This window comes from Agrobacterium sp. GW821-FHT02D03 (genome assembly GCF_059421725.1).
Map to the genome: position 1 here is coordinate 2,432,501 of NZ_JBWKVN010000001.1, position 25,063 is coordinate 2,457,563.

The window sequence follows — 25,063 nt, forward strand, 5'->3', positions numbered from 1 at the left end:
GTGAAGACCATGTTCGCCAGACTTCTCGGGCTTTGCCTCTTGCTCGCATGGGTGCTGCCCGCCTCCGCAGAAGAATTCATCAGCTCCTATCATTCCATCGTCGATGTCGCCAAAGACGGGACACTGACGGTGACGGAAGCCATCACGGCACGGGCTGAAGGTGACCGCATCAAGCGTGGCATTTTTCGCGACTTCCCGCTTTATGCGCTCGACAAGGACGGCAATCGGACGAAGGTCGGCTTCAAGGTGCTCTCGGTGGAGCGCGACGGCGCGCCGGAAGACTGGCACACGGAGAACATCGACGGCGGCATTCGCATCTACACAGGAAATGCCGACCGCATTCTTCCCACGGGCGAGCATATCTTCCAGATCACTTACACCACCGATCGACAAATCCGCTATTTCGATAGCTACGACGAACTGACCTGGAACGTCACCGGCAATGGCTGGCAGTTTCCGATGCGTGAAATCTCCGCCACAATCTCTTTGCCGGAGGGCGCGAGACCGAGCGATACGGCAGTCTTCACCGGCGAGTTGGGTGCAACGGGCATGGACGCGCGCATCCTGACCGAAGGCAATGATGTTTTCTTCGCCTCGACCCGCCCCTTCTATCCGGGCGAAGGCATGACGGTGGCCGTGAAGCTGCCGAAGGGTGTGCTGGATGCACCCTCCGCCTCGCAGCAGCGGGAATGGTGGCTGCGCGATCGCCTCGCCCTTATCATCGCCGGTCTCGGCCTGCTGATCGTGCTTGCTTATTACTACAGGGCTTGGTCAGCGGTTGGACGGGACCCGGCGGAAGGATTGATCGTGCCGCGCTGGCATCCGCCAGAGGGCCTGTCGCCTGCGCTTGTCAATTATGTCGATGGCCGCGGCTTTGCAGACGGTGGCTGGACTGCGCTGTCTGCGACGGCACTCGATCTGGCGGTCAAGGGCTTCGTCACGATCGAAGATCTCAAGAACGGCCTGATCATTCGCCGCACGGAGAAGAAGATCGAGGACAGTTTGCCGGTCGGTCAACGAACACTGCTGTCCTCCATCGGTGCTCCCGGCAATAGCCTGACGATCGACAAGGCGAATGGCGAGACGGTGCAGAAAGTCGGGTCGGATTTCCGCTCGTCCATCGAGAAAGAGCATCGCGGGAAATATTATAGGAGCAATAGCGGCTATATCGTCGGCGGACTTGTCCTCAGCTTCGGGGTCATCGTCGCCGCCTTGATCTTCGGCAGTTTCGATGAAGGCGATATCGGCACCATTATTTCGCTGTCCATGGCCGCGGTGTTCTTTGCCGTCAGCGCCACCATCTACGGCAAACAGCGCCGTCGTGGACGCGGCGTCCTCTCACGCCTTGGCGGCATCGTCTTCATGGCCATCTCCGGCTTTCTGACCTTTTCGCTGATCGCCGGCGTCGTTGGCCGCATCTTTTTCGATCACGTCCATGATGCCAACACATTGGCGGTCGTTGCGCTGGCGCTCATCGTACTTTTGAATGTGCTCTTCGTTCTCGTGATGGGCGCGCCGACACCGCTTGGTCGGCAGTTGATGGATGCGATCGAGGGCTTGCGGCTTTACCTCACCGTGGCTGAGAAAGACCGCATGAACATGCAAGGCGCGCCGCAGATGTCGCCGCAGCATTTCGAGACTTTGTTGCCCTATGCAGTGGCGCTTGGTGTGGAGAAGCCCTGGAGCAAAGCGTTCGAGACGTGGCTTGCCGCCGCTTCTGCCGGTGCTGCGGCCTATGCGCCGACCTGGTATAACGGCAACTACAACAGCTTTGGCGACCGGATCGGCGGATTTTCCTCCTCCATGGCCTCCACGATTGCCTCGACCATTCCGGCACCGCCCAGTTCCTCGTCATCGAGCTTTTCAGGCGGCGGCGGGTCTTCCGGCTCTGGCGGTGGCGGCGGCGGTGGCGGCGGCTGGTAAGACGCCAAGGCCTCGACGTGCGGCATCCGCAGCAGCATTCTCATGGGCGCGAACTGCCTTGGACGCTGAGAAAGCCTGGCGCCATCCACCTTTTCTATACGACTTGACGACAGCCAGACATCTGGAGACGACTTTACGTGACGACCACTTTTGCCAGATTTCTTGCGCTGTTTTTCTTTCTGGTCACAGTGCTGCCGGCCTCCGCCGAAGAGTTCATCGTCTCCTACGATTCGACGATCACCATCGCCAAAAATGGCGAACTGACCGTGACCGAAACCATCAAGGCTCGGGCGGAAGGGGATCGCATCAAGCATGGTATTTATCGGGATTTTCCGCTCTACACCTTGGATGCTGACGGCAAGCTCACCAAAGTCGGCTTCAATATCGTCTCGGTAAAGCGTGACGGTGCGGTGGAATACTGGGATACGAAATGGATTGATGGCGGTATTCGCATCTATGTCGGGGACGCCGATCGCCTGCTGACGAAGGGCGATCATGTCTTTCAAATCACCTACACGACGGACAGACAGATCCGCCACTTCGACACCTATGACGAGTTGACCTGGAACGTGACAGGCACTGGCTGGGAATTCCCGATGCGGGATGTTTCTGCCACCATCTTGTTGCCGGAAGGAGCAAGCCCGAGCGAGACCGCATTTTTCACCGGCCCACTCGGCGCGGTGGGCAAGGATGCAAACGTCCGCGTAGAGGGCAATAAAACGATCCTCACTTCAACCCGCCCGCTCAGCAAGGGCGAAGGGATGACGGTGGCGGTGAAGCTACCGAAGGGTGTGCTTGTTACGCCCTCGACTGCTCTACAAAGTCAATGGTGGATACGCGATCATAACACGGTGATCATAGGGTGCGTCGGTCTGCTGGTCGTACTGGCCTATTACTTCAAGGCGTGGCACGCGGTTGGCCGAGACCCTGCCGCGGGGATCGTCGTGCCGCGCTGGGACCCGCCTGAGGGTATCTCACCCGGGCTGATGAATTATATCGACCATCAGGGTTTTGAAGAAGATGGCTGGACGGCCGTTTCCGCCAGCGCGCTCGATCTTGCCGTCAAAGGCTATGTCGAGATCGAGAATCTGGACGACGCCATCATTATGCATCGCACGCACAAGCAAATGGACGACAGCCTGCCTGTCGGACAAAAAACACTGCTCACGACCATCGGGCCACCCGGACATGGCTTCACCATTAACGAGGACAATGGCGAGGCCGTTCAAAAAATTGGAGAGCGGTTTTTCACTGCTGTTGAAAAGGAACACCGCGACAGGTATTTCAGAAGCAACGACATCTATGTCCTAGTGGGGTTTCTTCTCAGCGCCGTCTTCGTGATCGGAACGATCTATTTTTCCAAACATCCAGACGATATTGGGGCGTTCCTAATCGTCGCATACGGATGTGTGAAGATCACATCATTGGTGATTTGGGTCCGGAAGCTCCTGCATACGAGAGCATCGCTTAAAAACAAGCTTGGCGGGATCGTGTTGTTATCTCTGCTCGCATACGGAATTATCGCATACGGCGGGTACATCATCGGCGCCGTCTGGTTCGAGATCACTCACGATCCAAACTCGATTGGCCTTGGCGCCGCCGGCCTTATCGTCCTGATCAACCTACTCTTCTTCTCATTGATGGGTGCTCCGACACCGCTCGGGCGCAAAATCATGGATGAGATTGAAGGCTTGCGTCTTTATCTGCGTGTCGCGGAGAAAGACCGGATGAACATGCAAGGGGCGCCGACAATGTCGCCGCAGCATTTTGAAACGCTGCTGCCCTATGCGGTGGCGCTTAATGTCGAGGAACCTTGGACCGAGGCATTCGAGAGGTGGTTTTCAAAAGCGACAGAGGATTCCGAAAACTATGTGCCGGGCTGGTACTACGGTCGCGTGAAAGGCCCCAGCGACTGGATCGGTGCGTTCTCGTCCTCCGTGGCGTCAACCATTTCGGCGACGATTCCACAGTCGTCATCATCGAGTTTCTCAGGAGGCGGCTTTTCCGGCTCTGGTGGCGGCGGCGGTGGTGGTGGCGGCTGGTAGCCGCCGTTGCGCCCTCACGCTCGTCGGTTCGTCGCGGAGTACTTCGGACGATGAGCAAGTATAGCAATCATCGCGGCCAGCGAACGACGCCTCCTCTTATACCTCGTCTTCTCTCTTGACGCGATATTCGCCCGTCGTCGGGTCCTTGACCAATGTGCCGGTTGCGCCCGTCTGGCGCTCCTTCTCCTGCCGCTTCGATTTGGCGGACAGCTTCTCGGCATCCGTCACAAATCGCCGGTAGAGGATGATCGCCCCGATCACGAGCAGGGCGAGCGTTATCAATTGGGCCATTTAAATCGCGTCCATCACAATCCGAATCTGGCCCACATTGCCTTTTCTTCGGCAACTTCTGCAAGTCCCGAAGCGGCGGAGGCAGCGATTGCCTGTGCGCAAAGATCAACACCCGGCATCTTTTTGCCAAACAGGTTTCTCGCGCCACTGATCAGTTGCAGTTTCACCTTCTCGCCATAGCGTCGGCGCAGCACGTCCTTCATGTCGCCGAGCCCATCGACGAGGCCGAGATCGACGCCGCGCATGCCCGTCCAGAACAGGCCCGAGAACAGAGCCGGATCGTCTTTCAATTTCGCGCCACGGCGAAGCTTGACCATGTCGATGAAGACGTTGTGGATTTCAGACTGGAGCGACTTCAGATACTCGATGTCGCCTTCCTTCTCCGGCTGGAAGGGATCGAGGATCGCCTTGTTCTCACCTGACGTATAGACGCGGCGTTCCACGCCGATCTTGCGCAGCATCTCGGGAAAGCCAAAGCCGCCGGAGACGACGCCGATGGAGCCGACGATGGATGTGGGATCGGCAATGATCTCGTCACCGGCGAGCGCGATCATGTAACCGCCGGAGGCTGCGACATCCTCGACGAAGATCAGAACCTTCTTGTCCTTCTCTTCGGCCAGCTGGCGAATGCGGTTGTAGATCATCCGCGACTGGACCGGCGAGCCGCCGGGAGAATTCAGCGAGATGGCGACGACCGGCGCATCCTTCATGCTGAAGGCTTTGTCGAGAAGCGGCGCATAGCCTGCAAGGTTGAGAGCCGGGCGAAGCTGGCTGCCACCTGCCATGATCGCGCCATGCATGCGCACCACCGGGACCACCAATTCCTGCTTGCGAAATCGCTTCGGAACAATGCGCTTCAAAAACCCGGCCATCTTCATCCTCTTCGTCGTTTATCTCGAAAAGGGATGTATGTATCGCGCTCGCAAACGCAATGGTGGCCCTGGAAATTCGTTTTGCCGGATAGCGTTTTTCGCCACCGGCTTCAGCCAGAAGAGCGCACAGTTTTGTGATTGCGGCGATAGACGGCTCGTCCGTTGTTCAGATCATCGACAACGGCTGAAAAGGCGTGGCCGTCCTCTTCATGCATGATCAACGGCGCGCGGAAGGTCAGCCGCGCGCGGGAGCCCTTGATCGCCGTCACGAGCATTCGCACGGCGTCTTCTCCTTGTCTTGGACAGATAAGGGTGATCTCCATCCCACCAAAGCGGCGCCCGCATGCGGAGATGATATCGGCCACCGATTGGGGGCGGGCGATCAGGGAGAGCTGCCCACCCGGCGTCAAGATGGCACCTGCCGTTCTGATCCAATGCTCGAAAAGATCATCCGTCATGGCATGGGCCTGCGCCTTCAAGGCATCGGGTGTCTTGCGATCTCCCGCATCATTGTAAGGCGGGTTCATGATGACGTGATCGAAATGATCATCGATAAGGCCGGCTTCGGCACGGGCACTGGCGCGCAGCGTCACATCCGCCTGACGGACGGTCAGGCGGTCTGCAAGGTGTGTGTTTTCGGGAAGCGCGATGCTGCGTCTGGCAAAATCGACCATCTCCGAGGCATATTCGAAAAGCGTGACTTCCGCCTTCTCCAGACGGGCTGCAACGGCAAATCCGGCTGCACCGGCGCCAGCACCAAGGTCGGCCACGCGGCACGGCTGGTCATCTGCCACCAGCGAGGCGAGCAGCATGGCATCCATGCCTGCCCTGTGTCCCCTGCCCTTCGGCTGGACCAGATGAAACCGACCCCGGTGGAATGCGTCGACAGTCTCCGACGTCATCGTTGATCAGGCCTCGTCTCGCAGTTCGTCGGCAAGGCCCGCATCGATGAGGATGCGGCGCGCCTGCTCGGACCTGTCATCCTCGACGAGGAAACGGCGGGGCAGAAGCCCAAGCGAACCTTCCAGAATGCTCATGCCCTGGTCGGCAATCATGCAATGAATGCCGGCATCCTTCATCAGGCTTTCTGCGAAAGAAAGCAGGACAGCATCGTTTGTTCTGATCAATTCACGCATCAATGAGTTTCCACATTCCCATATTTTTGAAGGTCATGAGGCGATTCCACACTTGCCGCCACCATCGTCGCTTTCTATTGTCAAACCGAAATCGAATAGGAGTCCGTTCCGTTGGGCGTCGTCATACCGCTTGAAGAAAGCAAAAACAAACTCGCATCCGTCAAGCCGCTTGTCGATCTGACCCGTCCGGACATGGAACGCGTCAACCAACTGATCCTCTCAAAGGCCGGATCGGATGTGCAGATGATCCCGGAAGTGGCGAACCACCTGATCTCTTCCGGTGGCAAGCGGCTGCGCCCGATGCTGACTCTCGCCTCCGCCTCGATGTTCGGTTACGATGGCGACCACCATATCAAGCTCGCCACCAGCGTCGAGTTCATGCACACCGCAACGCTGCTGCATGACGACGTGGTGGATGAAAGCGATCTGCGCCGCGGCAAGTCCACCGCGCGCACCATCTGGGGCAACCAGGCGAGCGTCCTGGTCGGCGACTTCCTGCTCGGCCAGGCCTTCCGCATGATGGTGGATGTCGGCTCGCTGGACGCGCTTGACGTGCTTTCCACCGCCGCTTCCGTGATTGCCGAAGGCGAAGTGCTGCAGCTTTCCGTCGCCAAGAACATGGAAACGACGGAAGACGACTATCTCCAGGTTATCCGCGCCAAGACCGCGGCGCTGTTCGCGGCCGCTGCCGAAGTCGGCCCGATCGTTGCCAAGACCGACAAGGCAACGCGCGGCGCACTGAAATCCTACGGCATGAATCTCGGCCTTGCGTTTCAGCTTGTCGACGACGTTCTGGACTATGGCGGTAAATCCGCCGATCTCGGCAAGAACACGGGTGATGATTTCCGCGAGGGCAAGATTACCCTCCCGGTCATCCTGTCGTATCGTCGTGGCACCACCGACGAGCGGTCCTTCTGGAAGCGCGCGATCGAAAACGGCGAAAGTACGGATGAAAATCTTGAGGTCGCGCTCGGTCTCATCAAGAAATATAACGGTCTGACGGACACGATCTCTCGCGCCAACCATTACGGCACGATCGCACGCGATGCGCTGGCACCGTTGCCAAAGAGCCCGTGGAAGGATGCGTTGATGGAAGTGATCGACTTCTGCATCGAGCGCGTCAACTGACGGCGCGGCAGAGTTTTCCTCGAAAGGGAAGCGGTCGGCGAAATGGAGAGCGGCAGCAGAATTTGTTGCAGGCCTGCTTCAAAAAAGCCATTCTATCGTGACGTGATGCACCGCTTTGTGAACCGATTCCGGTTTCCGATGGCGTGTCTATCTCAACCTTAACAGTCATCAAGGGCAGATGTGGTGCCCGGCGCTGTCAAGTTTGAAGCTGATTTTTCAGTGCGGAAGCACACAAGCAAGGGTTCCTTCATGCGGCGCAATCCAGCATTTCGTCTTTTCTGCAGCGCGGCCTTCATTGCCGCACTCACGCTTGGCGTAGGCTCTGCCGCGCTGGCAGAGACGAAGCCCGCCGATAAGGCGGAAGAGGCCGTCAAGTTCGATCCAAATCGGGTCACCACCTTTTCAGGCGCATTTCTGGCTGCCCGCACCGCGGATGTCGACCAGGATTATGCGACCGCCATCACCCTTTACCAGAAGGCTTTGGATTTCGATCCGGCCAATACCGAAATTCGCCAGCGCCTGATGATCGCGCAGCTGTTGAGCGGCGACTTCGAGGCCGGCGCAAAGATTGCCGACAGCCTGAAGGACGACAGCTCGGTGGAGCGCGTGACGACGATCGTGCGTGCACTTGCCGCCATCAAGCACAAGGAGTTCTCCTCCGCCGAGAAAATCCTGAAATATAGCGGCCCGAACGATCTGGACCGCATGGTGAATACGCTTCTTGCTGCTTGGGCGCGCGCTGGCGCCGGAAAGAGCAAGGAAGCGCTCGCCATGGTCAATGGCATGAAGGGGCCGGGCTGGTTCTCGATCTTCCAGAAATACAATGCGGGCGCCATAGCGCTTGTGACCGGCAACACGGAAGCGGCTCGCAAGAGCCTGAGCGAAGCGGTGGCCGACCGTGAAGGCGGCGCGACCGCAACCGACACCTATATGCGCGCCGTCATGGCACTGGCGCGGCTGGAGGCGAAAGCCGGTAACAAGCAAAAGGCGCTGGACACGATTGCCGTCGGCGACGGTTTTGCTCCGAATTACGCACCCTTGAAGGCGCTGCGACAGAGCATCGAAAAGGGTGAAAAGCCGGACCAGCAGGTTCAGACAGCCGTTGAAGGCGCTGCCTCCGTCATGTTTTCGATTGCCGGTGCACTGAACCGCGATGGCGCGGAAGAGATCGTGACGCTTTATCTCCAGGCGTCGCGCGCACTCGACCCGAAGAGCGCCGATACGCTCATCCTTCTTGGCGGCTTGGCCGAGGCGCAGAAGCAGGCCGAGCGCGCCATCGAATTCTATCGTGAGGTGCCGGCCGATTCGCCGATGCACCGCATTTCCGAATTGCAGCTTGGCCTGACACTGGCACAGACCGGCAAGGTCGATGAGGCGCGCCAGCATCTGAAAGCGCTGCTCGAATCCGATCCTGACGATATTCGCTCCTACCTCGCCTATGGCGCCGTCCTGTCGGACGCCAAGGATTATGCCGCGATGGCTGCCAATTACGACAAAGCCGTCGAGGTGATCGGCGCGGTTCCGAAGAAGTCCGACTGGACGATCTTCTTCCAGCGCGGCATTGCCTATGAGCGTCTGAAGCAGTGGGACAAGGCAGAGCCGAACTTCAAGCGTGCGCTTGAGCTCAACCCGGAACAGCCGCAGGTTCTGAACTATCTCGGCTATTCCTGGGTCGACAAGAACATGAACCTCGACCAAGGCATCGACATGATCCGCCGCGCGGTGGAGCTTCGCCCCAATGACGGATACATCGTCGATTCGCTCGGTTGGGCGCATTATCGTCTTGGCGCTTTCGATGAAGCCGTGACCGAACTGGAACGTGCGATCGAGCTTCGCGCCGGGGACCCCACCATCAACGACCACCTGGGTGACGCCTATTGGCGTGTCGGCCGCAAGCTGGAGGCCGTCTACCAGTGGAACCGTGCGCTGATCGGCGATAGCGACGATGTGGACAAGGCGAAGGTGAAGGAAAAGATCGCCAACGGCCTGCCACCATTGGAAAAGGACGCGGAGAACACCGCGAAGAAGGATCAGGCTCCACCGCCACCTGCACCTCCGGCCCCTGCCCCGGACAAAAAATCCTGACATCGGATGGGTCCGACTGATGGGAAGGGAGTGGTCGAGACTGTTGAGGCCGCTCCGGCAAAGATCAACCTTGCCCTGCATGTGACGGGGCAAAGGGAGGACGGCTACCACCTCCTCGACATGCTGGTGACCTTTACCGAAGCAGGCGATGTCGTCCGCATTCGCGGTGCCGACGAAGACAGCTTTTCGATCTCCGGGCGATTTGCCTCGGACCTTCTTCAGTCGGAAACGATCAACAATCTTGTGCTGAAGGCGCGCGATCTCCTTCGCGGCCATGCGCGGAAACGCGGGCTCACACCAACGCCTGTTGCCATTCACCTGGAGAAAAACCTGCCGGTCGCCTCGGGGATTGGCGGCGGTTCAGCCGATGCCGCGGCAGCCTTGCGTGGATTGATCCGCCACTGGCAACTGCATATTGACGACAAGACCTTGAACGACATGGCGTTGATACTCGGTGCGGACGTACCGATGTGTCTTGCCAGCCAGCCGTTGATCGCACAGGGGATTGGAGAAGAGATTACCCTTCTTCCGCAGTTTCCTCAATTGTCGCTGGTGCTGGTCAACCCGCTCAAGGGGGTTTCGACACCGCACATCTTCCGGCTACTGGAGGACAAGCAGAATGCACCCCTTCCCGCACCGCTTCTGGATCAAGGCCAGTCCTGGCTTTCGATGATGGACGCGCTTAGAAACGATCTGCAGCCTCCAGCCGTGAAGCTACTGCCGGAGATCGGCGATATGCTGGCAATGCTTCATTCACAGGGCGCGGATGTTGCGCGCATGTCCGGTTCGGGCGCCACATGCTTCGGCATTTTTTCCGACTGGGAGAAAGCGAAGGCTGCAGCAGCATCGCTTCGGGAACAGAAGCCCGGGTGGTATGTTCAAGAGACCAGAACGATTGCAGGAGAGCGTCATGAGTGAGAAGAACACGGGTGGAGAACGGCAATTCATTCCGGTCGGTATCGCCGTTCTGACCATCTCCGACACGCGCACCTTGGCGGACGACAAATCCGGCAACACGCTGGCGGCACGGATCGAGGAGGCAGGCCACCGTCTTGTGGATCGTGCCATCGTGCCCGATGACGTAGGGGCCATTCGCGAAAAGGTGCAAGGCTGGACGCTGTCGGACGAGATCGATGTGGTCATTACCACGGGTGGCACGGGCTTTACCGGGCGCGACGTGACGCCGGAAGCCCTGGAGCCTCTGTTCGACAAGCGCATGGACGGCTTCTCAGAGGTGTTCCACCGCATCTCCTATGACAAGATCGGCACATCCACCATCCAGTCACGCGCCACCGCCGGGCTTGCGAACACAACCTTCGTCTTCGTTCTGCCGGGTTCACCAGGCGCCTGCAAGGACGCGTGGGACGGTATTTTGAAAGCGCAGCTGGATTATCGCCACATGCCGTGCAACTTCGTGGAAATCATGCCACGGCTGGACGAGCATCTGCGCCGCACGAAGGGCTGATCCCTATCGCGTTGGACGAAGCGCCCAAGCTGGCACCAACTCCGCCGTCAGTCTGCGCGGCTTCTGGGATTTTGAAAATTCGGTCGGTGGGAGGCCGGATTTCGCGAGTTGGAGAGCGTCCTGCTTGCGCAGCAACAGGCCGAATTCCAATGGCGGACCGCGGCGGAGCAGTCGCTTCAGAAACGGCTTTTTATAATAGCGCGAGGGGGAGAATTGCGCGGGCCGCTCGTCCAGCGCCATATATTCGAGAATATCCTCGATCCAGCCACCTTGCGGACGGCTGCCCGGCTCGATCAGCAACACCCACTCGCCGCGGATCGATTGAATGACATCGCCGATCTCCCAGCGCTGATGGAAGCGGCAACCGGCAGCTTCGGCGACCCGCGCCGAGCCATCGTGTGAGGCGTGGTCGAGAATAATGACGTCACTGATCAAACCCTTCACGGCGCCCGTCACCAGCGCCGAAAGCGTATGCGCAAGCTCTGGCTCTTGGTTGCGGCATTCCATGATGACTGTCAGCATGTTCTCGTCACTTGTGGTGCGTTCCAGACGATAAAGTTCCTACAGCATCGCCATGGAAACCCAAATGGATTTTCTGTCGCGGCAGATGGCAAAATAATGCAATGCAGCGGGACAGTTCCATTGTTTCCTTACCCGCAGTCCTTCTTTTCGCGCCGCCCACCGAATGGTAAAGCGCCACCGGATTCTTTTGTTCTTGTATTGTTCTCATATTTGGCGTAGGAATCGTTTCATCCAATTCGCTGGCTGAGGCCGGTCAGGAGCATCAGATGAGACACCAAGTGCTTTCGGGGCAGGCTGCCTATCAGCCGGGCCATACGCCGGATATTGCCAACGCTCTGGCAGATGACTCTGGCCTGAGGATCGAGATCGATCGTCGTCGCGGCAGAGGTGCGGGCATCAATCCTGGCGGTCGTTTCGAGACGTTGCAGCATGAAGCCTTTAACGATGGCTGGGACATCATCGAAGAATTGCCGGAGTTCAAGACGGATGTGCAGGTGGAAAAGCCGCGCACCATCATTACCCGCAACGAATCGCCCGACATCCCATTTGACCGGTCGATCAATCCCTATCGCGGCTGCGAGCATGGCTGCATCTATTGCTTCGCCCGGCCGACACACAGCTATATGGGACTTTCGGCTGGCCTCGACTTTGAAGCGAAGCTTTTTGCCAAGCCGGACGCTGCCAAACTTCTGGAACGCGAGCTTTCCAAGCCCGGCTACAAGGCGCGGGTGATTGCGATCGGCACCAATACCGATCCTTACCAGCCGATCGAAAAGGAATGGCGGATCATGCGCCAGATCCTCGAGGTGCTAGCCAAGGCGGAACATCCGGTCGCCATCGTGACGAAATCGGCGCTGATCACGCGCGACATCGATATTCTGGCGCCCATGGCGAAGAAGGGTCTCGTCAAGGTCGGCATCTCAGTGACGACGCTCGATCGCAAACTTGCCCGCAGCATGGAGCCACGCGCCTCGACGCCATCGAAAAGGTTGGAGGCAGTCAAGACGCTCACGGAAGCTGGCATACCTGTGGCCGTGATGATGGCCCCGGTCATCCCAGCGCTGAACGATCATGAAATCGAGCGGGTGCTGGAAGCTGGTAAAGCCGCCGGTGCGACAGAGGCCTCGTACGTCCTGCTGCGTCTACCCCTTGAGGTCAGCCCGCTGTTTCGTGACTGGTTGCTGCGCAACTACCCGGATCGCTACCGCCATGTCATGTCGCTGGTGCGCTCCATGCGCGACGGTAAGGAATATGACTCGGAGTTTGGCAAGCGTATGAAGGGTGCTGGACCCTATGCGTGGCAGATCAGCCGCCGCTTCGAAATGGCAACTAAAAGGCTCGGTCTCATTCGCAGGGGCATCCAGCTGCGTGACGATCTCTTTGCCCCACCCAGCGGTGCCGGCGTGCAGCTCTCCTTGCTTTGAATGAAGGAGACGCTCGGTCCAGCTACCGCTTACGACATTGGTTCTTGGCGCGTCTCCACAGAGCTGCGCCGAAACCACGGCTGTGAAGCCCCTCTTCGAAGAAATGTTCGGTGCGCGTCCCTGACGTACCGGCATTGCCCCCGGTTCCGCCGCCTCGCGTGCGATTTCTCGTTTTCCGCCGCCCTATAGGAGAACGACCCTGGCCTCTTGAGCCATGGATGACAACCACGCCCTACGGGTTGTCTATCGCCGCACCGGGGGCTTGCGGGAGATCGGGTGTCTGTGCAAGTTTCCGCCGCATGAAGCGACGCACAGCATCCGATTCTCCTGCCCTGTTCGATCTTGCTCCGGCGAGCCCCGACTTCAGCATGGAGCTAGAAGCACGCCAGCGCGGCCTGTGGCCCGTGGCCGGGACCGATGAGGCTGGTCGAGGCCCTCTTGCCGGCCCCGTCGTTGCCGCAGCCGTCATTCTTGATCCCGACAATATTCCTGACGGCCTCGATGATTCCAAGAAGCTCACCAAGGCAAAACGGGAAGTGCTGTTTACGAAGATCGTGGAAACCTCGATCGTCTCCGTTGCGTCATCCGGTCCGGTGCTGATCGACCGGATCAATATACTGCGCGCGAGCCTCGATGCCATGCGCCGCGCCGTCCTTGGGCTTGAGCTTGCGCCTCGACTGGTGTTGGCCGATGGGCGCGACCAGCCGCCTGGCATGTCCTGCGAAGCAAAGGCCGTGATCAAGGGGGATGCGCGATCCCTGTCGATTGCGGCCGCGTCGATCATCGCCAAGGTTACACGAGACCGGATGATGGAGCGGGCCGGGACTGTGCACACCGCCTATGGCTTCGAGCTTCATGCGGGTTACGGAACGCCCGTGCACCTTCGCGCCATCGAAGCCCATGGGGCCTGCTCACTTCATCGAATGAGCTTTCGGCCGCTTCGACAGGATGCTGCCGAAGCCGACGTCGCCTGATAGGCTGGCACTCTCCCCGGTGGTTGGAGAGCACCGTTCCCGTTCTTCAACCGGCCATACGCATATAGCCGTCTCGGTTGCCACCTTGCTGCGCGTGATCGGCCAGCTTGAACTGCTCCAATAGCGCACGCAGCCTCTCGCTTTCTGTTGCCAGTGCAGAGGTTGCGGTGGTGGTTTCCTGCACGAGGGCCGCATTCTGCTGCGTCGTCTGGTCCATCTGGTTGACGGCTGTGTTCACTTCCGAAAGACCCGTCGCCTGTTCCTGGGATGACGTGGCAATCGCGCCCATGTGCTCATTGACGGCTTCGACGTGGTGGCTGATCGTCTTGAGCGCATCGCCGGTCTGCTGAACCAGCTTCACGCCGCTCTCCACCTCATGCGAAGACTTGCCGATCAGCTCCTTGATTTCCTTGGCGGCCTGGGCAGAACGCTGCGCCAGTTCGCGCACCTCCTGAGCAACGACTGCGAAGCCCTTGCCAGCTTCGCCAGCGCGTGCCGCCTCTACGCCTGCGTTCAGCGCCAGCAGGTTGGTCTGGAAGGCGATCTCGTCAATGACCACAATGATATTGGAAATCTGGCCAGAGGAATGTTCAATACGCTGCATCGCGTCGACTGCCGCTGCGACGACATTACCGGAGACCTTCGCCGCCTGATTGGCTTCGCTTGCAGCACCTGTCGCCTCCCGGGCGCGCTTGGTGGAGTTCGCCACGTTGACGGTGATCTCATCCAGTGCCGCAGCGGTTTGTTCGAGGGTCGCAGCCTGCTGCTCCGTACGCCGGGAGAGATCTGCCGAGCCTTCGGCAATCTCCCGAGTTCCGCTGTTCATCGTTTCGATCGCGCGCGAAATTTCCGTCAGCGTATTGCCGAGCTGCTGAATGGAGTGGTTGAAGTCGGTTCTGAGTGGCTCGAAATCAGGCGCAAAGGTCTCGTTCAGACGGAATGCCAGATCCCCGGAGGCAAGCCGGCGAAGCCCCGCGGCCAGACCCGATGTCGCCACGCGCAGTCGTTCCTCTGCATCAGCTTCAGCCTTTCGCTGCGCCTCCACCCGTTCTGCTTCGGCGCGTTTGCGGTTTTGCTCCGACTCGGCCTCAAGCCGCTTGTTTTCGATAGCGCCCTGACGGAAAACCTCGACGGCATCCGCCATCGAGCCGATTTCGTCCTTGCGGTGACGGCCCGGGATATCGATCCGTGTATCGCCGGATGACAGCCTGCGCATGACTGCCGTCATCTGCACGAGCGGCCTTGCGATGTAACGATTGCCAAAGATCGCGGCAGCGAGACCGATGGTCATCGCGACGGCAAGCGCGATGTAGTTGAGTGTGATCGCCGTACCGGCGGTGGCGACGGTCACATCACCCTCAGCGCGCACATCCATCTCGATGTCGTCAACTGCCTCCTGAAGGCTGGTCTTGGCTTGGTCGTAAGCATTCAACGCGCCACCGGAAAACAGCCATCTGGCCTCGTCCATCTTGTTGGCCTCGACAAGGGCCAGCACTTGCGCCCATTTGCTCTGGGCCGCGGCCCAGCGCGCGTTGAAGCTTTCGAAATGCTGCTTATCCGCATCGTCGACGAGATATTCCCGGTATTCCTTCAGCTTCGCAATGAGTGCACTATCTGCCTTTGATAATTCAGCCTGAAAATCGGCCCGTGCGTCCGGATCTGCAATAACGATGGCGCCCTGCGCGTTTCTAATGCTGCCAATATCGGCATTGATAGCGCCAATAACGATGAAACCTGGAACGCGTTGACGGACGATAACGTCGATCCCGTCCTCGATCTGCACCATGGATCTGATTGAGGAGACGCCCTGCACACCCGCCACAAGAATCATGACCCCGGACAGCGCCGCAAGAACCTTGCCAAGCGATAATTTCATAGTGTCTTCCTCAAATAACTATACGGTCATGATCTTGGACGCGTGTCCGGCTTAACGCCTCGCTACAAATCATTTGCAGTGAAGGGCGCGAGACTGGTCCAACTGGACTGCCCGCGACGCTTAAGACTAAATATTATCAAATAAGGTTTATATTTAATTAAGTTATATCTTATGTTAGTCTTATCTTAAACATTTCAAAATGTGAGCGATCGTTGCCTCCGACACTGACTATCAAGAGCAACAGTGCCTTGAGCAAAGGAATTTTCTACTATGCCACTCTGTTTCGCGTGACGTAGCAGAGACCAATACTTGGCGGCCGGGCGATATCTGGACGGTCCTGTTGGCGCGGATACTTTGCCGCGCGAAACCGCCGCACACTCTGTGCGACATTCTGTGAAAGGCGATGCTGCCTTCGGTTTTGGATCTTAGGAACAGAACAACAAAAAACCCCTTCGGGGGTGACCCGAAGGGGTTTTGAATATTCAATGCGTGCAGATCGCGCCTGGGCTTAGTTCAGCCGAGACTTCACTTCGCCGACGGCAGACTTGAACAGCTTGCCCTTGGCAGCAGCCGTCGTCTTTTCGGCGATCAGCTTTTCCGAGGCTGCGATTGCAATGTCGACTGCGGCGGAGCGAACAGCGCCGATCGCATCGGTTTCAGCCTGCTTGATCTTCTGCTCGGAAAGCGCGGTACGGCGAGCGACGAACTCTTCCGTCTTCGCCTTGGCTTCGGCGGTCAGAGCGGCGGCTTCGCGTTCGGCAGCGGCAACGATGGCTGCTGCATCCGCTTCCGCTTCCTTGCGCTTGCGCTGATATTCCGCCAGCAGGTGCTGGGCTTCTTCGCGCAGGCGCTTGGCTTCCGCCAGTTCCTCGGTGATGTTCTTTGCGCGCTCGTCGAGCGAGCTTGCCAACATGCCTGGAACCTTGAGGTAGGCAATCAGGACGAAGAAGAGAATAAGGCCTACGAGTGCGTAGAATGATGCATCAAACGCCATCTCAAGCTCCCTTCACATCGGATACCGCGGCAACAGCTGCCTTGGCATCGGTGTCCTTGACCTTCGTGCCGATCAGTTGATCGACAACAGCGGTCGCGGTTTCTTCAGCAATTGTGCCGACATCGGCCAATGCCTGCTGCTTGATGGACGCGATACGCGCTTCGGCAGCGGAAAGCTTCTCAGCCAGTTCCGCTTCGACTGCGGCGCGGTCCGCATCGGCCTTTGCCTTTGCAGCGTCGCGGGCAGCGGACGCGATGGATCCAGCCTTGGCGCGTGCTGCGGCAAGTTCTTTTTCATAGGTTTCGATCGCGGCATCAGCCTCGGACTTCAGCCGGGAGGCTTCATCGAGATCCTGTGCGATACGGCCATGACGATCCTCAAGGATGCCACCGACGCGCGGCACGATGAATTTCTTCATGAGCACGTAGAAAAGGCCGAACGAAATCGCCAGCCACAGAAGCTGGGATGCGTAGGTCGACGAATCGAATGGCGGAAATACGCCGGACCCGTGACCGGCGTCATGCGCCACTCCGGTTTCCGTATGCGTTGCTTCCGGGGCCGTCTGGCCGACAGCGGGTGTTTCCGTCGTCGTTCCGGTTGACGGCGCTGCTGACTGGGCAAGAGCCTCGGTCACGAACATGCTCACCTCCAGGGGTACTGCAAATGCGAAGGATCACGGCACGCCGTTTGCGAGCCGTGATCCAAACCTGATGCTGTTATTAGACAGCGAACAGGAGAAGGAGAGCAACGAGCAGCGAGAAGATGCCCAGAGCTTCCGTAACGGCGAAGCCGAATACCAGACGGCCGAACTGGCTGTCAGCGGCAGACGGGTTGCGCAGTGCGCCGGAGAGGAAATCGCCGAAGATACGGCCGAGAGCGAGGGACGTACCAGCCATGCCGAGGCATGCGAGACCTGCGCCGATGTACTTTGCTGCTTCCGCTTCCATATTAAGCTCCTTGAAATGGTTGTTGCGGCTGTTTTTTGACACCCGGTTCCGGGGCCAGCGACTTTACTTCTCAGTGACCACCATGCACGGCGTCGTTCAGGTACATGCACGTCAGTACCGCGAAGACATATGCCTGCAAGAAGGCGACGAGAAATTCGAGAGCGGTCATGGCGACCGTCATGAGGAGAGGCAGGATCGCTCCGCCGACACCGATCGCGCCAAGCGCGCTCATGGAAGCGACGAAACCTGCGAACACCTTCAGCGTGATGTGACCTGCCAGCATGTTCGCGAAAAGACGAACGGAAAGGCTGATCGGACGCGAAAGGAAGGAAATGACCTCAATGGAAGACACCAGAGGCAAAAGGACTGCCGGAACACCGGACGGTGCAAAGATACCGAGGAAGTGCAGACCGTGCTTATAGAAACCGTAAACGACAACCGTTCCGATGACGAGGCAGGACAGCGCGAAGGTGACAATGATCTGGCTGGTGACCGTGAAGAAGTACGGGAACATGCCGAGAAGATTGGCGGTCAGCACGAACATGAAGAGCGAGAAGACGAAGGGGAAGAAGACCATTCCCTTCTTGCCTGCACCTTCACGCAGCATCGATGCGATGAACTCGTAAGACATTTCAGCAACGGACTGCATGCGACCTGGGATCAGACCGCGGTTCGACGTTGCGAAATAAAGGAAGCCCGACGCCGCAGCGACCGTTGCGACCATGAAAAGCGACGCATTGGTGAACGAAAAATCGACACCACCGATGTTGATCGGGATAATCGGCTGCACCAAGAACTGATGAGTCGGATCGTTTGCCACCGGCTGCCCTCTTTACCTGTTGCCGCAAAACCGCGGCACCTCGCATCTATATTCCATGGAAAGAACGACTTTAGCCGTTTTTCTCCCCACCCTGATCTTTCCCCAGCCCGTCCTTGAGAAGCGGCGACTTGGCCACCACCCCTGCGGACCGCAGGACATTCAATACGCCCGCACAGAAACCGAGAAGAAGAAGAACGATCATCCCCCACGGCGACGTGCCGGCAAAATAGTCCAGAAGATAACCCAGCATCGCGCCGACAATAATTGCGGAAATGAACTCCGAAGAGAGCTTGATCGCCATCGCAAAGCCTTTCCGGCTTTCCTCCGCGCTCTGCTCCGTCCGCCTCTCCGCTTCGTCCTCCGCATGAACCTTGGCCAATCCCTCGGCAAGGCGCTTGCGGCGCTCGTCCAGACTATCGTTACGGTTGCCGGTCATTTTCAAATCCTGCCCTTTATCTCCGTTCCAGCGATGCCAGAAGCCTTTGGAGTTGTAAACGGCAGGGCTTTTAGCCTGTTCCAGCCCGCTCTGAAGTCGCGCGCAACATAGTTTTAGGGACTTCGCTAGTCAAGGCACCGTCGGCGCTTGTTTCAGCACAAATTTTCCAAGCAAAATCAGTCGCTTGAACGACAAGCACGGATTCTTGGCAAGGTTTGCCGATGGAATCGGCATTTTTGACACGAGTTTTGCAGGCAAATCCGCGTGATCGCGACAGCGCGCCCTCGTGAAATGGAAATGTTCTAGCTCCAGCCACCGCCATAGGTACGGTAGAAGACATGCAATCCGATCCTGCCGACCTTCTTCATGGATTTGCCCCAGGCGGGTCGGACATAAATGGCGTGATAATGGGTTGCAGAGCCCACTTCGCTCAGCCAGATCTTGCCGGCTGTCGTCGCCATGGCAACTTCACGCGCCATCTTCCAGTGCCGCTCGGAATTGACGCGGTCCTTGATGTTGTCGCAGGCGAAGGAGAACTGGCAGCGGTTACGCCAGTCCTTGTTCTGATACACTACGCCGCAGATGGTTTTCGGATAGGCGGGGTTGCGCACACGGTTGAGAATGACCTGGGCGACGGCCGCCTGACCTTTGATCGACTCGCCTCGAGCCTCGAAATAGATGCCGGAAGCCAGGCACTGCTGCTCTGCCGCGGAGAAGGCTTCCGCTGGCAGCGGTGTCGCAGCCCAGGCGTGATCGTCCGGCGTGATCGGCGGGATGAAGCGGCCGGTATCCGGCTTTTTCAGGATGGCGTCGAAGGGCGACTCGCGGGCGAAGTCTGGCTCCGGCGGCGCATAGGCTGTCGCCAATATATCCGGGGTGCGGTTGGTGACCAGATCCGCCAGCATAGGTGAGACCGTCCTGTCGGCCTTCTTCTCGTCGCGACGGAAATAGAAGGAGGCCAGCTCGATCTCCTTGCTCTTCTTCGGCTTGACGAAGGCGGTGCGATCCTTGCGCTTCAGCGGCTCTATGTCGATCATGCTGGTGCGTTGGAGAACGGAGCCGGCTGTAAAGGCTTTCGGCGGCTGCATGACTTCGGTGGCTATCACCCTGCCCTTCTTGGCGGCGCGATTGACGCGCTCGCTATCGGGCGTCGTCTCATGGCCACCCTTTTTGGTGACGAAGGCAACTTTGCGGCCATCGGGAAGCGTCATGCCTGCACCGGTGATGGCAGCGGTATCGCTCGCATCATTGAAAGCCAGTGAAGCATTGTGGACGGAACCCGCTGGGGAGTTGGTCAGCACCATGCGCCACTGTTCGCCGCCAGCATCAAGACCGGCAAGAAGCGAAGCCAGATCGGCGCGCGCTGCAAGGGAGGGAAAGGCAAGCCAGGCCACAAGGCCAAAGACAACAGGCGAGGTCCACTTCTCATAGGCAATGAGGGGCCCGCGACGCGATACTTTTCTTGAACGCAAAACCATGACTCCGGACACACGCAAACGACTTGCTACACAACCGGACAATCTCTCATTAACCTTGATGCTTGGTTAACGAGGCGCCTCTGAAAGTCCCCTCACATTAATGTGTGACCAGATACTAAAACGCGCCGCTCTCCATCGGAAAGCGACGCGTTGAATGCTTTTACAACGAGAGCTCAGATGACCACGTGGGAGCCCAGTTCGACGACGCGGTTTGTCGGCAGGCGGAAGTAATCGGACGGGTCAGCCGCATTCTCAGCCAAAGCGATGAACAATCGGTTCTGCCAGCCAGGCATGGCAGACTTCGAATCCGGCACCAGTTTTCGGCGTCCTAGATAGAAGGAGGTCGACATGATGTCGAACTTGTAGCCGGTGCGGCGTAGATAACCGAGTGCCTGGGTGACGTTCTGGGTTTCCATGAAGCCGAAATGCAATTCCACCACGACGAAGCGCTCGCTGACCTTGGTCATGGTGTAGCGTTTGTCCGGGTGAACGCGCGGCGTATCTTCCGTTCGGATCGTCAGGATGACGTTCTTGTCGTGCAGAACGTGGTTGTGCTTCAGGTTATGCAGCAAGGCGGCGGGTGCCGTCTCGGGATCGCCCGTCAGGAAGATTGCCGTGCCGGGGATGCGCACCGGCGCATGCGCACTTTCCTTCTCTACGGAGGCGACGAAGGCCTTCAGCGGCACGTCGGTTCTGCGGGTCTTGGCAAAGAGAATTTTGGAGCCGCGCTGCCACGTCATCATGATGACGGTAAAGGCGATCGCCAGCAGGACCGGCACGTAGCCACCGTCGTGGATCTTCAAGAGGTTCGCACCGAGGAAGATCAGTTCAAGCGTGATAAAGGGCAGAACCACCAGAAGCGTGAGCGGCAGCGACCATTTCCAGTGGCTGCGGGCAAACTGGAAGAACAACAGGCTGGTCACGACCATCGCGCCGGTAACCGAGATGCCATAGGCGGTAGCCAGCGCATCGGAACTCTTGAACGTGAGCACCAGGGCGACGACGCCAAAGAGCAGCACCGTGTTGACGGACGGCAGATAGATTTGCCCCGTGTTGGTCTCGGAGGTGAAGAGGATTTCCATGCGCGGCAGGTAGCCAAGGTTGATCGCTTGGCGCACCATCGAAAAGGCACCCGTGATGACCGCCTGGCTGGCGATGATCGTGGCAGCCGTCGCAAGGATAACCGCCGGCAGCAGCGCCCACTGCGGAAACATCAGATAGAAGGGGTTGGACATGGTCGACTGGTCCTTCAGAACCAGTGCGCCTTGGCCGAGATAATTCAGCGTGAGTGCGGGAAATACCAGCGCGAACCAGGCCCATTGAATGGGCTTGCGTCCAAAATGACCCAGATCGGCATAAAGCGCTTCCGCACCCGTAATCGTCAGGAAGACTGCGCCCAGCACGACGAGGCCGTAGAAGCCCTCATTCATCAAAAATTCGACAGCATGGACCGGATTGAACGAATAGAGGATCCTGTAGTCATCGGAGATATGCAGGAGCCCGACGAGGCCCATCACGATGAACCAGACGGCCGTGATCGGGCCGAAGAACTTGGCGACGATTTCTGTTCCATGGGACTGGATGGCAAAGAGACCGACCAGAATGACAAGCGAAATGGGAATGATGAATTCATCCATCTGCGGCGTCACGAGCTTCAAGCCTTCCACGGCGGAAAGGACCGAAAGCGCTGGCGTGATCATCGCGTCGCCCAAGAAGAGGGCCGCACCAATCAGGCCGAGCATGATGAGAAAATTGCGGCGCGCGCCCGCTCTCTTCATCAGCAGAGCCAGAAGCGAGAGCGTGCCGCCTTCGCCGTCGTTGTCCGCGCGCAGCAGAAAACAGATGTATTTGATCGTGACGATGATTGTCAGAGACCAGATCATCAGCGAGATAAGGCCGATGACTTCGGCCTCTGTTAGCCCGTCCTGGGAGATCGGCTTCAGCGCTTCTCTGAACGCATAGAGAGGGCTCGTGCCGATATCGCCATACACGACGCCGATGGAGCCGAGCATGGCCGCAAACAGGCCTTGCTGGTGGCGGTCCTCGACGTCAGGCTTATCGAGCATGTCTTTTTCAAACGCATTAGGCATATGAATCCTGGCCCTTTAAAGCCAGCCCTTCCAGCGAAAAACGATAAACGGGATGATCGCCGATATCAGCATAACGAAGATTGCAAGCGGATAGCCATAGGCCCACTGCAATTCCGGCATGCGCGCGAAGTTCATTCCGTAAATGGAGGCCACCAGCGTCGGCGGCAGAAAGACCACCGACGCGATGGAGAAAATCTTGATGATGGCGTTTTGCTCGACATTGATAATGCCAAGCGATGCATCCAGCAGAAAGGTCAGATTGCCGGAAATGTAGGACACGTGCTCGGACAGCGAATGGATGTCGCGTGCGATCGACGCTCCCATTTCCTTGGCATCCTTGTCCTCCTGAACGAGGGTCGTCGCGTGCAGAAAAGACTGGACGCGCGCAAGTGACGTCAGGCTGTCGCGCACTTTCGAGACCAGGCGATGGAAGGAAGCGATTTCAGCAATCTTGTCTTCCAGATAGCGAGGTTCCTTGCGCTTGCTGCGCGCCTCGCCGCCGAAAATCCCCTTCGCAACGTGATCGATACCGACCACAGTGTTCTCGATGATTTCGGCCGTCCGGTCGACGATCGTTTCGAGCAGCTTCAAAAGCAGAACCGCACCGCTGCGGATTTCATGCGGCGTGCGGGTGATGGCGGCGATGAAGAGATTGAACGACTTCGGCTCCGCATAGCGGATCGTCACCAGCCGGTTGCCGACGAGAATGAAAGCAACGTCGGTCAATTGAGGATCGGACGAATCTGCCTTCCAGACGAGCGATGCCGTCATGAAGACATTATTGTCTTCCGTATAGAGGCGGCTGGAGGGCTCGATGTCCTTCAAATCCTCACGCGTCGGAAGCTCGGCGCCGAGCAGGGCTTCGACACGCTTTTCTTCGTCACGGTGAGGGTTTATGAGATCGATCCAGACGATGTCGTCGGATAAATGCGCAAGATCCCCGTCAGCAGACAGGCTGATCGCCTCGCAATTCGAGCGATAGGCTTTTATCAATCAGTTTCTCCGGTCCGCGGCGCCGATTGTCATCGGCTGGTCGATCTAACACATCATCCGTAGCGTCCGCAAACGCATGAGCAAGACTGCGGTTCAAACGGCGCCGGGCTATGCTCCCAACAGGGTAAAGAATCAAGCGGTATTTTCGTCTAAGGCTTTAAGCTGCGCTGCGTCTGCACTCACAACGCATAAGAAAAAATCATTAAATACAAGCTACTAATAGGCTTTTTACTCAGCCTAAATCTTGCGGGCCTGCTTGTCGTGCTCGATAGATATGCAGTCAGTGCATCGATATCGGCCCATTTTCCGTAAGAGTTTCAAGGTGTTCTATTCAAATATGATCTTCGGCGCCGTGCGGGCGGAGCCTCTTCCGATCTCTGTCCACACCTTTTGTGCAATCTCCCTGTAGGATTGCGCCTGCGGGCCATCCGGTTCGGAGACGACGACCGGCGTCCCGGCATCCGACGTTTCGCGGATCGACATGGTCAGAGGCACAGCACCCAGGAATGGCACGCCGATACGCTTCGCCTCGGCCTGCGCACCGCCATGGCCAAAAATGTCGTAGCGCTTGCCGGTATCCGGCGCGATGAAGTAGCTCATATTCTCGATCACGCCGAGGAGCGGCACCTCGACCTTGCGGAACATGGTGATGCCTTTGCGCGCGTCGATGAGTGCCAGATCCTGAGGCGTTGAGACAATGACAGCACCTGCCAGAGGCACCTGCTGGGCGATCGTCAACTGCACGTCACCGGTTCCGGGCGGCATATCGAGAACCAAGACGTCCAGGTCTCCCCAGACGACTTCGCGCAGCATCTGCATCAGGGCTGATTGCACCATAGGCCCGCGCCAGATCATGGCCGCTTCCTCATCCACGAGGAAACCCATGGACATGACTTTCAGGCCGTAATTTTCCATCGGCATGATGGTGCGGCCTTCGCCCTGCTTTGGTCGGCCTGATATGCCAAGCAGCCGCGGGACGGAAGGGCCGTAAATATCGGCGTCGAGAACGCCGACGCGCAAACCCAGCGCCTGCAAACCCAAAGCGAGATTGACGGCAGAGGTGGATTTTCCAACCCCACCCTTACCGGAGGCCACCGCGATGATCGAGCCGATGCCCGGAACGCCAGCCTTTGCCTGCTGCTGTGGCGCAGGTCTCGGTGCGGCCGGTGGGGCCTTTGGCGCCGGGGTATGGGAGGCGTTGCTCGGCCTGCTATTGGCGGTCAAAGCCACCACCGCTGCCTTGACGCCTGGAACGCCAAGTGTCGCCTTTTCCGCCGCAAGCCGGAGAGGCTCCAGCTCCTTGGCGCGGTCCGCGGGCACGGTAAGGGAGAAGTAGGCTTTCGAATCGCTCAGGAAGATTTCCGAGACCATGCCGAGTGCGACGATGCTTTTGTCGCTCCCTGGATAGATGACCTGCTCCAGAGCCTGCTCGATCTGTTTTTTATCCGCCTGTGCCATGCCCAACCCCCATCCGCTTCAGCAAGGGTTAGATAAGGGAGCCCACGCTATTCGCCAATATCAGCGCATCGGGTTTAACAGAGAAACGCATCGCCGTGCAAATCGG

23 protein-coding genes are annotated in these 25,063 nt (G+C 58.4%); 8 read left to right on the forward strand and 15 right to left on the reverse strand.

Annotated features, from left to right (window positions below; translation table 11 throughout):
- Complete coding sequence (locus tag AC07U5_RS11600) at nucleotides 1-1,923, forward strand: DUF2207 domain-containing protein (protein WP_494723075.1); 1,923 nt, start codon at nucleotides 1-3, stop codon at nucleotides 1,921-1,923.
- A 137-nt stretch (nucleotides 1,924-2,060) separates the two neighbouring features.
- Nucleotides 2,061-3,968, forward strand: coding sequence for a DUF2207 domain-containing protein (locus AC07U5_RS11605; RefSeq protein ID WP_494723076.1), 1,908 nt, complete (start codon nucleotides 2,061-2,063; stop codon nucleotides 3,966-3,968).
- Nucleotides 3,969-4,064: 96 nt separating this feature from the next.
- Here AC07U5_RS11605 and AC07U5_RS11610 read toward each other — a convergent pair whose 3' ends face one another.
- The 4 genes from AC07U5_RS11610 to AC07U5_RS11625 all read right to left on the reverse strand — a co-directional run bounded on the left by AC07U5_RS11610 (nucleotide 4,065) and on the right by AC07U5_RS11625 (nucleotide 6,267).
- The gene (locus tag AC07U5_RS11610; protein ID WP_062425942.1) at nucleotides 4,065-4,259 is read right to left on the reverse strand and encodes an NfeD family protein; all 195 of its coding nucleotides are present in this window, start codon (nucleotides 4,257-4,259) and stop codon (nucleotides 4,065-4,067) included.
- A 14-nt stretch (nucleotides 4,260-4,273) separates the two neighbouring features.
- Nucleotides 4,274-5,131 carry a S49 family peptidase gene (locus AC07U5_RS11615; protein WP_494723077.1) on the reverse strand — a complete coding sequence of 286 codons (858 nt, stop codon included), beginning with the start codon at nucleotides 5,129-5,131 and terminating at the stop codon, nucleotides 4,274-4,276.
- Between the two features lie 110 nt (nucleotides 5,132-5,241).
- Entirely contained in the window at nucleotides 5,242-6,033 is a 792-nt protein-coding gene (locus AC07U5_RS11620) for a tRNA1(Val) (adenine(37)-N6)-methyltransferase (RefSeq protein WP_494723078.1), read from the reverse strand.
- 6 nt (nucleotides 6,034-6,039) lie between these two features.
- Nucleotides 6,040-6,267, reverse strand: a complete 228-nt coding sequence (locus AC07U5_RS11625; RefSeq protein WP_062425944.1) for a putative signal transducing protein — start codon at nucleotides 6,265-6,267, stop codon at nucleotides 6,040-6,042.
- Between the two features lie 111 nt (nucleotides 6,268-6,378).
- On the opposite strand from AC07U5_RS11625, the gene AC07U5_RS11630 reads away from it, so the two are divergent.
- From AC07U5_RS11630 to moaB, 4 genes are all read left to right on the forward strand, one after another.
- A complete protein-coding gene (locus AC07U5_RS11630) occupies nucleotides 6,379-7,395 on the forward strand; it encodes a polyprenyl synthetase family protein (protein WP_494723079.1) in 1,017 nt (338 codons plus the stop codon).
- Between the two features lie 249 nt (nucleotides 7,396-7,644).
- Nucleotides 7,645-9,480, forward strand: coding sequence for a tetratricopeptide repeat protein (locus tag AC07U5_RS11635; protein ID WP_494723080.1), 1,836 nt, complete (start codon nucleotides 7,645-7,647; stop codon nucleotides 9,478-9,480).
- Between the two features lie 6 nt (nucleotides 9,481-9,486).
- Nucleotides 9,487-10,398: a 4-(cytidine 5'-diphospho)-2-C-methyl-D-erythritol kinase gene (locus AC07U5_RS11640; RefSeq protein ID WP_494723081.1), complete on the forward strand. Its 912-nt coding sequence runs from the start codon at nucleotides 9,487-9,489 to the stop codon at nucleotides 10,396-10,398.
- Nucleotides 10,391-10,945 carry a molybdenum cofactor biosynthesis protein B gene (gene moaB / locus AC07U5_RS11645; protein ID WP_062599408.1) on the forward strand — a complete coding sequence of 185 codons (555 nt, stop codon included), beginning with the start codon at nucleotides 10,391-10,393 and terminating at the stop codon, nucleotides 10,943-10,945. The genes AC07U5_RS11640 and moaB overlap by 8 nt, the downstream gene beginning before the upstream one ends.
- A 3-nt stretch (nucleotides 10,946-10,948) precedes the next feature.
- Here the strand turns inward: moaB and AC07U5_RS11650 are convergent, their stop codons facing one another.
- Nucleotides 10,949-11,467 carry a glycosyltransferase family A protein gene (locus AC07U5_RS11650; protein WP_116493237.1) on the reverse strand — a complete coding sequence of 173 codons (519 nt, stop codon included), beginning with the start codon at nucleotides 11,465-11,467 and terminating at the stop codon, nucleotides 10,949-10,951.
- Between the two features lie 266 nt (nucleotides 11,468-11,733).
- Here AC07U5_RS11650 and AC07U5_RS11655 point away from each other — a divergent pair, with 266 nt between their 5' ends.
- A complete protein-coding gene (locus tag AC07U5_RS11655) occupies nucleotides 11,734-12,891 on the forward strand; it encodes a PA0069 family radical SAM protein (RefSeq protein WP_062425949.1) in 1,158 nt (385 codons plus the stop codon).
- 299 nt (nucleotides 12,892-13,190) lie between these two features.
- Nucleotides 13,191-13,865 carry a ribonuclease HII gene (gene rnhB, locus AC07U5_RS11660; protein WP_062425950.1) on the forward strand — a complete coding sequence of 225 codons (675 nt, stop codon included), beginning with the start codon at nucleotides 13,191-13,193 and terminating at the stop codon, nucleotides 13,863-13,865.
- 46 nt (nucleotides 13,866-13,911) lie between these two features.
- Here the strand turns inward: rnhB and AC07U5_RS11665 are convergent, their stop codons facing one another.
- The 10 genes from AC07U5_RS11665 to apbC all read right to left on the reverse strand — a co-directional run bounded on the left by AC07U5_RS11665 (nucleotide 13,912) and on the right by apbC (nucleotide 24,957).
- Entirely contained in the window at nucleotides 13,912-15,741 is a 1,830-nt protein-coding gene (locus tag AC07U5_RS11665; protein ID WP_494723082.1) for a methyl-accepting chemotaxis protein, read from the reverse strand.
- A gap of 508 nt (nucleotides 15,742-16,249) precedes the next feature.
- Nucleotides 16,250-16,735: a F0F1 ATP synthase subunit B gene (locus tag AC07U5_RS11670; RefSeq protein ID WP_062425952.1), complete on the reverse strand. Its 486-nt coding sequence runs from the start codon at nucleotides 16,733-16,735 to the stop codon at nucleotides 16,250-16,252.
- A gap of 1 nt (nucleotide 16,736) precedes the next feature.
- Nucleotides 16,737-17,375, reverse strand: a complete 639-nt coding sequence (locus AC07U5_RS11675) for a F0F1 ATP synthase subunit B (RefSeq protein ID WP_112358859.1) — start codon at nucleotides 17,373-17,375, stop codon at nucleotides 16,737-16,739.
- Between the two features lie 79 nt (nucleotides 17,376-17,454).
- Nucleotides 17,455-17,682 carry a F0F1 ATP synthase subunit C gene (locus AC07U5_RS11680; protein WP_027673924.1) on the reverse strand — a complete coding sequence of 76 codons (228 nt, stop codon included), beginning with the start codon at nucleotides 17,680-17,682 and terminating at the stop codon, nucleotides 17,455-17,457.
- A 70-nt stretch (nucleotides 17,683-17,752) separates the two neighbouring features.
- Entirely contained in the window at nucleotides 17,753-18,502 is a 750-nt protein-coding gene (locus AC07U5_RS11685; protein WP_062438540.1) for a F0F1 ATP synthase subunit A, read from the reverse strand.
- A gap of 70 nt (nucleotides 18,503-18,572) precedes the next feature.
- A complete protein-coding gene (locus tag AC07U5_RS11690; protein WP_062425955.1) occupies nucleotides 18,573-18,938 on the reverse strand; it encodes an AtpZ/AtpI family protein in 366 nt (121 codons plus the stop codon).
- Between the two features lie 302 nt (nucleotides 18,939-19,240).
- Entirely contained in the window at nucleotides 19,241-20,416 is a 1,176-nt protein-coding gene (locus AC07U5_RS11695; RefSeq protein ID WP_062599404.1) for a cell wall hydrolase, read from the reverse strand.
- A 173-nt stretch (nucleotides 20,417-20,589) separates the two neighbouring features.
- Nucleotides 20,590-22,482: a potassium transporter Kup gene (locus AC07U5_RS11700; RefSeq protein WP_165807420.1), complete on the reverse strand. Its 1,893-nt coding sequence runs from the start codon at nucleotides 22,480-22,482 to the stop codon at nucleotides 20,590-20,592.
- Nucleotides 22,483-22,521: 39 nt separating this feature from the next.
- The gene (gene corA / locus AC07U5_RS11705) at nucleotides 22,522-23,499 is read right to left on the reverse strand and encodes a magnesium/cobalt transporter CorA (protein ID WP_062425958.1); all 978 of its coding nucleotides are present in this window, start codon (nucleotides 23,497-23,499) and stop codon (nucleotides 22,522-22,524) included.
- 327 nt (nucleotides 23,500-23,826) lie between these two features.
- On the reverse strand, nucleotides 23,827-24,957 hold the full coding sequence (apbC, locus tag AC07U5_RS11710; RefSeq protein ID WP_494723083.1) for an iron-sulfur cluster carrier protein ApbC: 1,131 nt from the start codon (nucleotides 24,955-24,957) through the stop codon (nucleotides 23,827-23,829).
- Between the last annotated feature and the right edge of the window lie 106 nt (nucleotides 24,958-25,063).